The following is a 13,504-nucleotide window of genomic DNA, read 5'->3' as shown; positions in this document are numbered from 1 at the left end:
AATCCCAAGCGGGTGCCGAGGCATACGTCATCAAACCGGCTCTGCACACTACGCCTGAAGCCGTGTTCGACGCCTGACGCTTCGCAACTTCAGGGCTGTAGCGGAGTGCGATGGCGATGGTGTCCGGAAACGGCGACGCACCCACTCCCGGCAAGATCATGATTGTCGAGGAAATGATCGCCGGGGAAACGGGTGTGTCGTGGTCGGGGGTACGTCGTTGGATGTGGATATCGCGTGGATGGTCGGGCTGCCGGGTGGTGCACGTCGAGCGGCGGGAGTCGGGCTGGGTGCAGCTGTACCTGTCGTCGTTGGAGGGGATGGCGGTGTGTTACCCGGGCGGTGAGGCCAGGTCGGGGCCGCTGCGTGAGCGTGTCGAGCAGCGGCTGGCGCACCTGGTGATCCGGACGATGGCAGTGGTCTGGGACAAGCGGAGGCTGTACTGCGACAACGACGCGTGCGGGCAGCGGACCTTCGCCGAGACCGGGCCGATGGCCGTACGGGGGGCGCGGGTCTCGGTGTCGGGCCGGGAGACGAGGGGCCATCTCGTCGGGGGACTGGCTGGTCCCGGTGCGCCGGGTCGCCGACGCGCTCGGCTCCAGCTGGCACACGGCCCAGGATGCGCTGGACCGGTTGGCCGAGCTGGCCGGGATCACGGTCACTCTCCCTACCGACACCGCGGGGGCATCAATGCCACGGGCGCCGTGGGCGGCGTGGGGGTGGGGTGCGCGCCGGTCGCGGCGGTCGGTGTCCGAGCCGCGGTCCAGGGTGGGTGTGCTCGGGATCGACTATCGCCGCGGCCGGCCCCGCTATCACCAGGACCCGGTCAGTGGCTGCTGGGTGGCGGACGCGGACCGGTGCGCGACCGGGCTGTTCGACGCGACCGGCGGGCATTGCCTGCTCGGGGTCGTCGAGGGCCGGACCGTTGCGGGCGACGTCGACTGGCTGGCCGCCCAGCCCGAGCAGTGACGCGCCGGGATCTGGGCCGTCACGATCGACATGTCCACGACCTACGCCTATGCCGCCCGCGAGGCGCTGCCCCACGCCCTGCTCGCGATCGACGGTTTCCACGTCAGCCGAGGTGGGACAACGTCTCGGAGAGCAGGATGGTCAGGTGTACCGTACTGGGTATCATCCCTGGTCAGGAGCCGCACGGATCGCCCCCGGTTTGGCTGGCCTGGATCGTCCACTCCGGTGATCTCGCCGGAGTGGAACTGCTCCCAAAGGGTTTATGAGTGTGCTGCGCCCGGATTCTTCGTCCCCTCGGTCTGGCATCAATCGCTTTCACCGCCTGGCTCGGTCGCACCGGCGAATCCGGCTGGCGACATCGCCGGCATGCGGGAGCCGGGGTCACCCGGTCAGCGAAAATGACCGGGTAGATCACCGCGGCCCGCGACGCCGAGTTTGCGATAGATACCGGTCAGGGCCTTCTCCACAGCCGAGGGCGTGACGTGCAGGTGTCGGGCGATGGCGGCGTTCGTCTGGCCGGAGGCCGCGCAGCGGGCTATCTGCAGCTCGCGGTCGGTGAGCGCAGCGACGCCGGAGCCCCGGGGGCGACGCGGGCGTCCGCCGGCCATCGCCAGGCGCTCAGCGGCCTGGTCGGCCAGGGCCTGCGCACCGCAGCTCGCGGCGAGGTCTACGGCCTGGTGGAGCACCTCACGAGCCTCGCGCTTGCGGGCTGCGCGTCGCAGCGCGTCGCCGTACTCGGTAAGGGCGAGGGCGTGCTCGTACCGGGCTGGGGAGGCCTCCAGGCTGCGCACCGACTCGGCCAGCAGGGCCAGCCCGGCCGACCCGCCGGTGACGGTACCGGCAGCGCACAGCGTCTGGCCGATGGCTGAGGCGACGCCGGTGCGCCGCGTCTGCGAGACGGCCTGGTCCGCCAGCTCCCGTGCCCGCGCCGGGTCGGTGTGCCGCCGGGCCTGGGCAAGCAGCCCCAGCCATGGGCACCATGCTGGGTTGACCGCGCCGCGGGTGTCCAACCGCCGGCCCAGATCGGTCAGGACATCGTCGGCCTCGACGGTTCGGCCCTGGGCCAGGCTCAGCTCGGCGCGGACGAGCTGCGGCAGCGGGATTGTCACTGCCTCCGGGAAAGGGCCGCCGTAACTGTGGGCCGCGGTGACCTGCTCCGCTGACTCGATCTTTCCCTGGGCGACCAGCGCCTGCAGCAGGGTGCCCAGCGCGAACCAACGGGCGGGGCTGCGCGGCGCGAGGGAGCCGGCACACCGCAGTGCCCGGCGGGCAGCAGACTCGGCGTCGACGAGCCGCCCGGTGCGGTAGTGGATCTGGCCGTGCAGGGCGTAGCCGAACGCCAGATGGGTACCGTGCCAGCCCTGCTTCTTCAGCTCCGCCAGGCCCGTCGCATGCAGCTCCAGCGCCCGCTCGGGTCGGTCGCAGTACAGGTGACACAGCGCGACCAGGACGGGGATCTCGAACCCCCAGTCCTCGTCCACCCAGCTCATCCCGGTGCCCAGCGCGGCCGCCGCCAGGCCGAGGACAGTATCTGCCGGCTCCCCACGCAACATCGCGTCCCAGGCCCGCAGGCCCAGCAGCGACTGTTCGGTGACCGTCCGCCCGGACATCCCCCGCACCAGACGTGCCAGCCGCCGGGAACGGGCGTGCGCGTCGTCATCGTCCATCCAGAACATTGCCCACAGCATGTGCTCGGCACGCAGCCGTAGCCGGGCCTGGTGGGTCGCCGCCGTGCGGGCCTCGACGTCGAGCAGCCGGACCGCATCGGCCATCCGGTCGTCGTGGGCCAGCGACTTCGCCAGCCGCAGTGCTACGGTCTCCCGCAGCCCCGGCCGCAGCCCCGGCCGCAGCCCCGGCCGCAGCCCCGGCCGCAGCCCCGGCCGCAGACCGGGCTGCGCGAGGGCTGCGGACAGATGAAATATCGCCTGCTGGGGGTCCCGTACCAGGGTGGCCAGGCCGAGACTGTGCAGCACCTCGGCGGCCGCATCCGGCGGGGGCGGCTCACGCCGGGCCCGGTCCAGGAACACGGCTGCTTCGGCGGGCGAGCCCGTGGCCAGGCTGAGCCGGCCGGCCGCAAGCAGGATTCCGGCGGCCCACCCGTCACCCCGCGGGGGCAGCGACAGCAGGTGTGCCGCCGCGTCGAGGCAGCCATGGCCGTGGTCCAGCAGAAGCCGGGCCGAGGCCAGGCGCAGCCGGATGTGGTCCGGGCGGGGAAGCGACCGCAGCACCGCGTCGGCGTACAGCGGATGTGGGAACGTGGGCGGATCGCCGGGACCATCGGGCCGCAGGACGAGCGCGGCCCGTAGCCGGTCGGCCGCCTCCTCGGCCTGCAGCCGGCTCAGGCCCGCCACCCGGGCGGCCAGGTCGAGGGTAGCCCGAGAGCTGAGGATCGCCACCGCCCTGGCCAGCTCCGTCGTCGCCGGGCCGAGCCGGTCGAGCTGTGCCAGCAGGTGGGCGGCCAGCGTCCTCGACGCCAGCGCGGTCAGGGCGGGCAGCCCCGCGCCGGTCGGCGTGACATCCTGTGCCCGAGCCCGGGACAGCACGTCGACGAGGACGAGCGGTATACCTCCGGTCAGCTCGCCGGCCCGCTCGCAGAACGGCTCCTGCGCCCCGTCGCCGAGCGCGTGGCGGACGAGCTCGGCGACACCTCCGGCGCTGAGCGGCCGCAGTCGGTGGCTGGCCGCGGCGGCGACGGCCGAGATGGCGGACGGGAAACGGCGGGGGAGCTCCTCGGGGCGGCAGGCCATGACTATCGCGACCGGCAGCATCTCCACCTGCGACGCGAACGTGGAGATCCAGCCGTAGGAGGAGCGGTCGGCCCAGTGGGCGTCGTCCACCGTCAGCAACAGCGGCCCCCGTAGCCTGCTCAGTCCGTCGGCGACGTCCCGCGGGTCCGGGCCGTGCCCACTCTGCCTGCTGGACGCACCGGACGCACCGGGTAGGCCGGAGACGTCACCGCGGACACCGAGGCCGACGGCCCGGGCGAGGATCTCCCCGTGCTCGCCCACCAGCTCCCCCAGCTCGGCCGGTGTGTGCGCCAGCAGCTCACGCTGGAACAACTGGGCGGTGACGAACCAGGGGGAGTCCTGGTAAGAAAGGTCGCCGCGGGCAGCGAGGACGGTGACACCCGCTGAGCGCGCGAGCTCGCGGATCCGCGCCAGCAGAGCCGTCTTTCCCAGGCCGGCCTGGCCCTCCACCAGCAGCACTCCGCCACCGGTCGCGGCGCCACCGAACGCGGGCTGCCCCTGCACCGGGCCGGCGATCCGCCCGATCAGGGTCTCGGCTGCCGATAGCTCCGCGCCGCGTTCCAACAGAGGGGGCGCCTGCGTCGGCCAGCCTGCCCATCCGTCGCCTGCCCACCGGCCGGCCCGCCCATCGCCGGGCTGCTGGGGGATGGTCAGCCCACCGGAAGCAGGACGGCCCGGGTGTAAAGCGCGGGGGCGGCTGCGATCAGTGCTGTGTCGAGATGCAGCACCAGCCGTCCCGGTTCGTGATGCACCCTCAGACCGGCGGCGCCATAGCCTTCCAGCATGATCTCGCCGGTGCCGCAGCCATGGTCGAGCACCCCGTGGGCCCGGCCGTTCGCGACGTGTGAACGGCGGTACCGCAAACCGGCGGGGCTCAGATCCGTCGCGGAGCGGCCATCGGTGATGTACGAGGTGTGCACGCCCGCGAAACGACCGTCGGCAGCTACCTGAATGTCGAGGTGGAAATCCTTCAGGTGGAAGCCCTGGTGCTCGGCCGCCCCCGGGACCAGCCGCTCCGCGGAGCACCAGCGCCCCGCATACCCCCGCCGGCCGACGGATCCCGACCCGGCCCGTCTCCCCCGATTACCGAACACGGACGCATCGTAGGCTGCGGATCATCCGGCCTTACAGTGGAGAAACCCATGCGTCTTCCCAGGCCCCTGCCAGGACGGGACGCTCGGGACGCCACCCCGGTCAGCCGCCGCCCGGAGGATCCAGGTCCAGGTCCGGGCCCGGATCCTCCCTGCTCGGCGGATCGTCAGGGTCCAGCGGGGAAAGAGGATGGGGACCTGGGCCCCGCAGGCCGAGATACAGCCCGGCGAGTTCGGCGCGTGAGGCGACACCGTGCAGCCGGTAGAGGTCGCGGGCCAGGTTCTCGGCATGGCCCCGGGAGATGTAAAGCTCGGCGGAGATTGCGTCGAAGTCGTCGCCGCGGAGAATGCGCCGCAGCAGTTGCAGTTTCAGGCGCGTCATCCCCGTGCGCGAGCCCGCGGCGGCATCCGGGCCGCCGAGGGACGCCAGCAGCCGGTGACAGCGCTCCGCGTAGGTCCGGGCGCCGAGGCTGGTGAAGGTTTCCAGGGCGGACCGGAGATTCTCCTCGGCTTTCGGCCGCCGGCGTAGGCTCCGGTTCACCTCGCCGGCGCGCAGCCGAGCCAGGGCGGCGGGGAAAACCATGTGCAGCCGGTCCGCTTCGGCCGCGGCGTGTTCCAGTAGCTCCATGGCCGCGTGCGGCGAGCAGCGTCCCGCGGGCCCGCGCCGCGGCGGCCAGCGCGCAGGGCGAGGCACGGGTCCGGGCCTGCGCCTCGTAGTGGTCCAGCTCGGCCTCGGCCTCGTCGTGGCGGCGAAGCCGGACCAGTGCTTCGACGTGGAGGTCGCGCCAGTCGAAGACGCCGGGGGCGATGGCCCCGCCCGGATGGGCGAGTTGGGCCACCCGGGAGCAGGCTGCGACAACCCCGGCCGGGTCGTCGAGGGCTGCGGCGAGGTGCGCGGCGGCCGTGGTGTGGAACGCGCACAGCGCTGGAACTTCATGGGCACCGTTTTCCGCCGCGCGGGTGAGCAGCCGGCCCGCCTCGGCCGCCTCCCCCCGGGCGGCCGGGACGAGCGCGGCGGTTGCGTAGACGAAGGCGATGACCCACACGTGCCCGGCAGATTCCGCGAGTGCGACGGCGTCGCGCCCCCCGGCCGCGGACTCGGCCCACCTCCCAGAACGGAAGGTGGCCTCCGCGTAGTGGGCCAGTCCGATGAACCGCAGATGCACCGATTCGATGTCGGCGTAGCCACCGGGGGCGAGCTGTTCGGCCGCGGCGGCCAGATTCCCCGACCACAGGTGCGTCACCCCGCGGCCGACTCGCAGCGTGGCCAGGGTGTGCGCGGTCGGGGCGAGGGTGCCGCCGGCCGCGTCGAGCTCCGCCAGGGCCTGCTGGCCACCGTGCTCGGCCGTGAGTGCGGTGGCCACGAAGACCAGCCCCAGAGCCCGATGGGCGGACGAGGCCGCCGTCTCCGCGAAGGCGCGCCGGCCCCAGAGCTGTGCCTCACGGTAGTGGCCGGCCGGGATGTTCACCTGGGCCAGCCAGGCGGCACTCTGCGCCGCGGTCGCCGCGTCGCCCGTGGAACGCGCCTCAGCCCAGCTGCCCACCAGACCGCGTTCGCCTGCCTCCCGGTCGCCCGACAGCAGGTCCAGATGGGCGCGCACGTAGCGGTATCGGGCTGGTCTTTCCGGGTCGCGGCCCGCACCGTCGCCCAGCGCCGCGGCCGCCTCGTCCTGTTCACCGCCTTGCAGGAACGACATCGCCGCGTCCAGCCGCAGGCCGCGGGCTCGGGCCTGGTCCGGGCTCACCGCGGCGGCGAGCATGAGATGGTCCGCCGAGCGGATGTGCAGACCGGCGGCTGATTCGGTTGCGGCCTGCTGCTCCAGCTCGACCGCGAGCGCGCCGTCCGGGACTAGCGTGGCTGCGGCGCGGTGCTCCAACGCGGTGGCCGGGTCGGTGGATGACCGGGCCACCGCCAGGTGTAGCGCTGTCCGCTCGGCGAGGTCGAGGGCGTGGTAGACGGCCGCGCGGATCAGCGCATGCGGCGGGACCACCCGCAGGTGCGGCGGCTGACCGGACGTGGTGACCAGACCGTGGCGCAGGGCGTCCCCGAGAGCACTGGCCGGGTTGGCGACATCGGCGATCACGGCGGCCTGCGCCGGCGCACAGGCCCGACCCAGGACGGTGACCACTGCGGCGAACCGGCGCCCGTCCGGCGGGCAGGCGGCAAGACGACGATGGACCAGTGAGGCCAGCGACTCCGGCGGCGGTGGTGCCCCCACATCCGTCGCCGGGGCGATCGCGTTCCCGCCCTGGTGGGCAAGCAGCATCGCAAGCCACAGGGGATTTCCCCCGGTGGCATCGACGAGGGACTGCAGTCGGCGACGCGGCTGGCGCCCGGCCCCGACCGCGTCGCACAGCTCATCGAGTTCGTCGGCGTCGAAGCCGTCGAGGCGCAGGACGGTCCCGCCCACCTCGGCGTGACGGCGCAGCTCGTCGAGGCCCGGGGAGCTGTGTGGACGCCCGGTCAGCACCAGCAGCAGCGGCAGCCGGCCGGAACGCAGCAGCAGATAGTTGACCAGCCGTAGCGAGGGCTGATCGCACCAGTGGATGTCGTCGAGGTGCAGAACGACCGGCCCGGCGGCGCACAGGTCCGTGACGGCACGGGTCAGCAGGTCGCCGGTCCAGCGGATCCGCTGGTCGTCGAGAGGCCTGGAAGCATCGCCAGCCATGGTGGCCGGGGCGCCCAGCACGTCGAGCAAACGAGCCGAAAGCTCCAGATCGTGCCTACGCTCGCCTTCACCGGCCGCGACGCGGAAGACACGGAACGTGGGCCCGGCCTCTGCCGCGGAGCCATCACCGGAGTTTTCGCCGCGGTCGGCTGCCAGGTCCGTTAGGAACCGGTTCAACAACGTGGTCTTCCCGACCCCGGCGCGGCCTTCGACTAGGACACAACGGCACCCGTACGCGGCGACAGCGGCGGCGAACTGTGCCGCGAGTTGGCCGAGCTCAGCTGACCGACCGACGAAAACAGTCGTGTTCGAACTCACTCACCGCACCCCCGCCGCACGGTCCGAGATCCCACCTGTGGATCACAGTACCGGCAGACGGACAGCCAGGGTTGGCCGAGCTGTGCGGCCGCGGTGGTCAGGCGAGACGGGACCGCCAGGTGTGCCTCGCCCGTGCCCTGCGCCGGGCCCGCGCGGCGTGGACGTCCTGCCTGCCCGCGTTGAGGAGTCTCCACATAGGTACCCCCGGAGCTTTACCCCTGGCCGCTCCGGAGGAGAACCGCCCGCCGGTACAGGCGGGGGCTGCCCGGGATGAGCCCCGTGTCGAGCAGAAGGGTCATCTGGCCGGGTGCCGACTCGAAACCGAAGGCGCTGCGCCCGGTATCGGCCAGCACGATCCGGCCGCGCCCGGACGCCGTGTCGAGGCGGCCGTGTGCCGGGTACAGCCGATCCCCGCGCCGGCAGTCCCGCGCTGGAACCCCGAATGGGCCGAACACCGGCACGTCGACGCAGAAATACCCCGCATGGCTGCCCCGGAAGAGCCCGTCCGGCCCAATGACGATGTCCAGATAGAAATCCCGCAGCCCGCCGGACCCCGGGCTCACCCGCTCCAGGGAGCACCAGCGCCCGGCGATCCGCGCTGCTTCCGCAGGCTTCTGGGGCCTCGCCCCGCCGCCCCTTCCCTCCGCCACGTCTCGCCCGCAGGTCCCGGAGGCAGGCGTTCCGGTCTCATGGGTTCCCGGTCGGACACCGCTTGCCCCAGGCCGGCCGCCGGCCTCCCGGCGGCGCTCGATCACCTCCGCAGCCAGCTGGGCAAGGGCCCGCAATACCTGCCCGCTCCCGCTTCCCCGACTCATGCGACCGCCACCCGATCATCGCAGCCCCGGACCCCGGCGCGGGCATGTCCTGTTCCGCCGTACCGTCCCCGGCCCGGCAGCATCGGTCCCGCCGCCCTTCCTCAAAATCCCGGCAGGATGTTGTTGAGAGCTTTCTTGAGTGAAGCCCCATACAGCGTCGTCTGGCTGCCAACAACAGTCACACTGCCTTCTGTCACATTCACGAAGGCGGGGCTTACGGTCGCCTTCAGGCTGCCGGGACTTTGGAGCATCGAAACTTTCATGTCAATCGATCTGGCCACCAGGCACGGCATCAGTACATGCTCGTCCATGAGACTCACCCGAAAATACTGGGCGGCATAGTTCTTCAGTTCCGAACAACATTTTGACGCCAATTCGTACGTTACATTTTCCGCCACCACCATCGCCAGCGTGATAGCCGTGGTCTCGCTGATCCTGGCGGTCGGCCTTCTGAATCTCTGCACGGTGGACGGAAAATGGTAGACGACAGCCCGTGTGCCGGCGAGAAGAGTCTCCATGCGGATGTTCCTGCGCTGTTCGGCGCGGCGGACGACCTCGTCGACGTACTGCTGCGGGGTCCATGTAGCGGCCCGGTCCGCGGCCTGTCGGGTGTGCTGGTCTGGCTGGGAGACAGGCCGGCTCTGCTGCTGCGGGAGCTGCTGCGGCGAGCCGACTGGTGTTGGCGGGGTGGGAGACGGTTCGGCCGGGGAGGGTGAGGCTGGACGCCGTGCGGACGAAGGTAGCGGGTCGGGGTGCTTGCTCTCCCGGGCGAGGCGGCGGGCAGCGGCGACCGCGCCGAGGGCGACCGCCATGTCCGGGTCGTCCACCTGGACGACCGGGCGCCCGGTGTGTCGCTGGATGTGCTCGGTGACGGTCGGCAGCCGGCAGCTTCCGCCGGCGGGCACCACGGCCATGATCTGGTCCCAGCTCAGCTCGGCGGTGGCGCGGATCAGGTCGCACTCGGCCAGGGTCCGGTCGATCAGCGGGCCTACAGCCTCGGCCAGCTGACCGCGGGTGAGGGTGAACGGCTCCGGCGGGTCGAGGACGGTGAGAAACTGGTAGGCCTCTGGCTGGGTGGCGAGCGTGCACTTCAGCCGTTCGCAGTCCTCCCGCAGCAGGATGCGGCGGCGCAGCACGTCCTCGTCGTCGGGGTCCCCGTCCAGCACCTTCACGCTCTGCGGCAGGCGTTCCCGGACGAGCCTCAGGATCGCCCGGTCGAAGGCGCCGCCGCCCACGTCCGGCAGCCCGCCGACGCGGCCGAGCGTGGTGTACTCGCCGCCGTCACCCCGCGCACCGCTTTGGACGATCGCCGCGTCGAACGTCCCGCCGCCCAGGTCGTAGACCAGCACCGGCAGCCCGGTCTCGGAGAGGCGGGTGCTGCTCAGGGCGTGCAGCGCTGCCGCGGACGGCTCCGTGACGAGCTTGGTGCGGGCCGGGTCGAATCCAGCGACCTTGGCGGTGCGGCGCATCAGGTCGCGTCTGGCCCGCTGCCAGCTCGCCGGGACGGTGATGACCACCTGCTCCGGCTCGCCCTCGCCGGCGATGCGTTCCTCAGCGCAGGTGCGTAGGAATCGCAGGACCTCGGCGGCGAGATCGTGCGGCTGCAGGACACGGGCGCCCAGCATGCTGGGGATGTCCGTGCCAAACTCGCGTTTGAACTCGGCGCGGTAGTACTGCGGGTACTGCTGCCGCTGGTGCTCCGCGGCCGCTCCCACCGCCAGGCTGCCGTCCGGCCGGCCGCAGACCGAGGTACGGAACGAGGTCTGGCCGTAGGACGAGGACGGGTCACGGATGGTGAGCACGGAGCCGTCTGGCCGGCCGATGACGACGGCGGAGTTCCAGGTGCCGAAGTCGATGCCCAGCACCAGGCCGGGAGTGACCGTCATCGGACGGCCAGCGCGTCGACGCGGTCGAGCAGGTGCTGGCCGACGGCCAGCCGGTCAATCAGCACGGCGCGGCGCTCGTCGCGGGCCTGCCCGGTGGCGGCGTGACTCTCCCGCAACCTGCGCCGGGTCGCGCCAAGCGCGTCCAGCTCGGCACCCAGCAGGTCGGCGAACTGCTGCTCCACCCGAAGCCGGGCATGGGCGGCACCTACGTCGAAGGTCTCCAGGGCGCTCCTGGTGGCCGTCACGACCTGGTCGTGCAGGCTGCGCCGCAGCTCCTGGACGGCGCGGGTGGAGGCGGCGCGGCGCTGGTCGAGCTGCGTCCTGACATCCTGGAAGGCGTCCTGGAAGGCGGTGCCCAGCTCGATCACCGTGTTCAGGGACTGGAACGGGCCGCCGGAGGATGACGACTCCGCCCCGAAGGAGCTGACCGGCCCGCCGAAAGCCGTGGCCATGCCGCGGCCCATCACGAACCTGACCAGCAGGGAGGCGATCTGGGCCGGCGGCGTGTTCCGGGTGACCGCACCAGCGACTATCTTCATACGCTCACGCAGTGTCACCCGCCGTTCGCGGGCCGCCCGGACGATCTCGTCGGTGTCGGGCACCGGGATGTCGGCTGCGTCCACCAGACTCCCGGCCTCGATGCCAAGGGTGTCCGCGTTGGTCGGTGGGAGATGCCTGGAGCCGTCGACGGAACCGCCGGCCGGGCTGGCCGTGCCGGTGTGGGCGGCCAGCGTCTCGTAGGCGTCCCGGGCGATGACAGCGACAGCGCGCCGAGCCTGGTCGGCCGCGGTGGCGAGGGTGCGGGTGCACTCGACGGCGGCCGCCCGGAGCCGTTCGATCTCCGCGGCCGGGTTGGGGCCGGCGCCGGCCGCAGTGGCACCCGGTTCGGCGCCATCCGCCGCGGCGAAACCGGTCGGAGCGATGCCGGCCAGGGCGAGGGCCTGCGCCGCCGCCGCGAAGTCGGCCGCCAAGGCATCCCGGACCGGGGGGATCCGCTCGGCCCAGATCGCCTCCAGCACGCTGTGCCAGGACGCCTCCGCGGCGGTCAGGTGCCGCAGGCGTTCCTCAGCCTGGTCGAGGTCGGCGGTGGCCCGCTGCCAGGGCGCATCGTCGTCCATGATCTGCAGCTCGTCGCGAAGCGTGGCCTGGGCCGCGGCGAGCGCGCCCAGCAGGCCGTCGAGGGCGCGGTCGAGCCGCGCGGCCTCGGTACGCGCGCCGACGCCCTCCCACAGAGCCTCTTCCAGCTCGGAGAACCCGGATCTGGTGTCCGGCCCCGGGTCCGGCATCCCGGACCCCAGCTCCTCCAGGTACTCCAGCCGGCGGTAGGTCGACACAGGAAACACGGGGCTCTCCGACCCGTGCTCCCCGACTAGGCCTGCGATCTTGGTGCGGGTGTCCCGGACAACGATCTGCGGGTCCCGGACCTTGTCGGTTTTCGTCACCACGGTGAGGACGGTGTCGCAGGCCTCCAGCGCCTCCCGCAGAAACCGCAGCTCGCCAGTGGTGAGCGGCTCCACCGCGTCCACCACGAAGACGAGCACGTCGGCCCGGCCGAGGTGGCTGCGGGTGATCGCACTGTGGGCCGGGTCCAGGCTGCCGATGCCAGGCGTATCGACGATCACGATGCCGGAGCGGAGCCGCTCCACAGGTGCCTCGATCCGCACACCCGCCACCCGCCGCCGGTTGCCGGGGTTGCCCTGCTCGACGACATGTTCCGGGAGCTGGTCCACCCCGATCTCGACCTCGGTCTCGGCGCCTTGCCCACCCGTGCCGCCGCCACCAGCAGCGGGTTCCCGGCGGCGCACCCAGGCACGGTCGGCGGGCCCCCAGGCAAGCGCGGAGACCACACACGTCGCCACGTCGACGTCGGACGGGAACAGGTCCGGCCGGCCGACCAGGGCGCCGACCAGGCTGGACTTGCCGCGTTTGAACTCGCCGCAGACGACCACGTGCCGCCGGTCGGACGCCAGCCGCTCGTGGTCCTCCCGCAGCCGCCGCCGCACGCCCGCCCCGACGAGATCGGCGGTGGCCACCTCGACCTCGTCGGACAGCTCCAGTACCGCGCGCCGGACCGTGTCGAGTCCGGAGCTCCTCGCGGCCTCGGTTCCTTCCCTGCTCTCCGGGGACTTCTCGACAGCCCTGGGAATCCCAGACATCGGCAGGCTGGTTTCGGTCATGCCGGTGCTCCCGTGTCGGTCACTGCGGTCGTCGCGGCGGCCTCGGCCTCGGGATGGCCGAACACGGTCACCTGCTGCGGCCGCAGCAGGTCGTCACGCCAGCGGTAGCCGGGGCGGATGGTCGCCGCGATGTGCCCGGTGAGGTCACGCCCGGCGGTGTCCGGGGCCGGGCGCCGGTTCAGCACCTCGTGCCGCCGCGGGTCGGCCGGGCCCTCGTCCCGGACAGGATGCACCTCGCAGACCGGCAGCAGATCGGCGAGGGACTGGCGCACCCACGCCAGCGCGGCCGGGTCCAGCGGCGCGGAGCCGACCTGCCCGACCAGCACGTCCAGCCGGTCCAGCACGTCGATGACCCGCAGGGCCACCGGATGCGGCTCCTGCGCGCCAGGCTCTGCGAACCCGTCCCCGTCCCCGGGACGGGAGACGACCCCGACGGGAGCCGCGGCGCCGGGAGTCGCGGCGCCGCTCCGGGCCGAAGCGGTCTGATCGAGGTGCCGGTTGCCGGCCCTGACGAGCGCATCGATCTGGCGGGCCAGGGCGTCGAGTTGGCGCGTGAGCGCGACCAGCCGGTCGACCACCCAGGACGGAACGCCGTCGGTGTCGTGGCCACTCTCCGGCCCGCGCCGCCGTGCCAGCCCGCGCAGCAGGCCGGTCATCGCGAGCCCCCCGCCGGTGCTGTCCTGATGGACCCCTTCATCGTTTCCCCGTCTCCTCGTTTTCCGCCATCTCCGAGTCGTCCGCCGTCTCGCCGTCGGCGTGTTCGTCGTAGGCGAGCAGAGCCCGCGCACGGGCGATCAGGTCGGCCGCGTCGGCCGCGCGTTGCCGCAGCCGCCGC

9 protein-coding genes are annotated in these 13,504 nt (G+C 72.5%); 2 read left to right on the top strand and 7 right to left on the bottom strand.

Annotated elements, in window-relative coordinates; translation table 11 throughout:
* Positions 1 to 567: 567 nt before the first annotated feature.
* Both AC08OU_RS15065 and AC08OU_RS15060 read left to right on the top strand, forming a co-directional pair.
* Entirely contained in the window at positions 568 to 966 is a 399-nt protein-coding gene (locus AC08OU_RS15065; protein WP_462188079.1) for a hypothetical protein, read from the top strand.
* 9 nt (positions 967 to 975) lie between these two features.
* The gene (locus AC08OU_RS15060) at positions 976 to 1,368 is read left to right on the top strand and encodes a transposase (protein WP_462188086.1); all 393 of its coding nucleotides are present in this window, start codon (positions 976 to 978) and stop codon (positions 1,366 to 1,368) included.
* Here the strand turns inward: AC08OU_RS15060 and AC08OU_RS15055 are convergent.
* From AC08OU_RS15055 to AC08OU_RS15025, 7 genes are all read right to left on the bottom strand, one after another.
* A complete protein-coding gene (locus tag AC08OU_RS15055; protein WP_476605157.1) occupies positions 1,356 to 4,277 on the bottom strand; it encodes an ATP-binding protein in 2,922 nt (973 codons plus the stop codon). The genes AC08OU_RS15060 and AC08OU_RS15055 overlap by 13 nt on opposite strands.
* A gap of 86 nt (positions 4,278 to 4,363) precedes the next feature.
* On the bottom strand, positions 4,364 to 4,807 hold the full coding sequence (locus AC08OU_RS15050; protein ID WP_476601327.1) for a hypothetical protein: 444 nt from the start codon (positions 4,805 to 4,807) through the stop codon (positions 4,364 to 4,366).
* A gap of 164 nt (positions 4,808 to 4,971) precedes the next feature.
* A complete protein-coding gene (locus tag AC08OU_RS15045; protein ID WP_476601328.1) occupies positions 4,972 to 7,791 on the bottom strand; it encodes an ATP-binding protein in 2,820 nt (939 codons plus the stop codon).
* 212 nt (positions 7,792 to 8,003) lie between these two features.
* Complete coding sequence (locus AC08OU_RS15040; protein ID WP_476601329.1) at positions 8,004 to 8,606, bottom strand: hypothetical protein; 603 nt, start codon at positions 8,604 to 8,606, stop codon at positions 8,004 to 8,006.
* 101 nt (positions 8,607 to 8,707) lie between these two features.
* Positions 8,708 to 10,492, bottom strand: a complete 1,785-nt coding sequence (locus AC08OU_RS15035; RefSeq protein WP_476605156.1) for an Hsp70 family protein — start codon at positions 10,490 to 10,492, stop codon at positions 8,708 to 8,710.
* Positions 10,489 to 12,669: a dynamin family protein gene (locus AC08OU_RS15030; RefSeq protein ID WP_476602270.1), complete on the bottom strand. Its 2,181-nt coding sequence runs from the start codon at positions 12,667 to 12,669 to the stop codon at positions 10,489 to 10,491. The genes AC08OU_RS15035 and AC08OU_RS15030 overlap by 4 nt, the downstream gene beginning before the upstream one ends.
* The gene (locus tag AC08OU_RS15025) at positions 12,666 to 13,325 is read right to left on the bottom strand and encodes a hypothetical protein (protein WP_476602271.1); all 660 of its coding nucleotides are present in this window, start codon (positions 13,323 to 13,325) and stop codon (positions 12,666 to 12,668) included. Before AC08OU_RS15025 ends, AC08OU_RS15030 begins: the two co-directional genes overlap by 4 nt.
* Positions 13,326 to 13,504: the final 179 nt, after the last annotated feature.

Source organism: Frankia sp. CcMO1 (assembly GCF_977945845.1).
This window is presented reverse-complemented; position numbering and strand designations above follow the sequence as displayed.

Bases quoted from the DNA above. Each gene is read 5' to 3' on its own strand.
- AC08OU_RS15040 (WP_476601329.1), bottom strand. From the start codon at position 8,606: ATGAGTCGGGGAAGCGGGAGCGGGCAGGTATTGCGGGCCCTTGCCCAG.
- AC08OU_RS15035 (WP_476605156.1), bottom strand. From the start codon at position 10,492: ATGACGGTCACTCCCGGCCTGGTGCTGGGCATCGACTTCGGCACCTGG.
- AC08OU_RS15030 (WP_476602270.1), bottom strand. From the start codon at position 12,669: ATGACCGAAACCAGCCTGCCGATGTCTGGGATTCCCAGGGCTGTCGAG.
- AC08OU_RS15025 (WP_476602271.1), bottom strand. From the start codon at position 13,325: ATGACCGGCCTGCTGCGCGGGCTGGCACGGCGGCGCGGGCCGGAGAGT.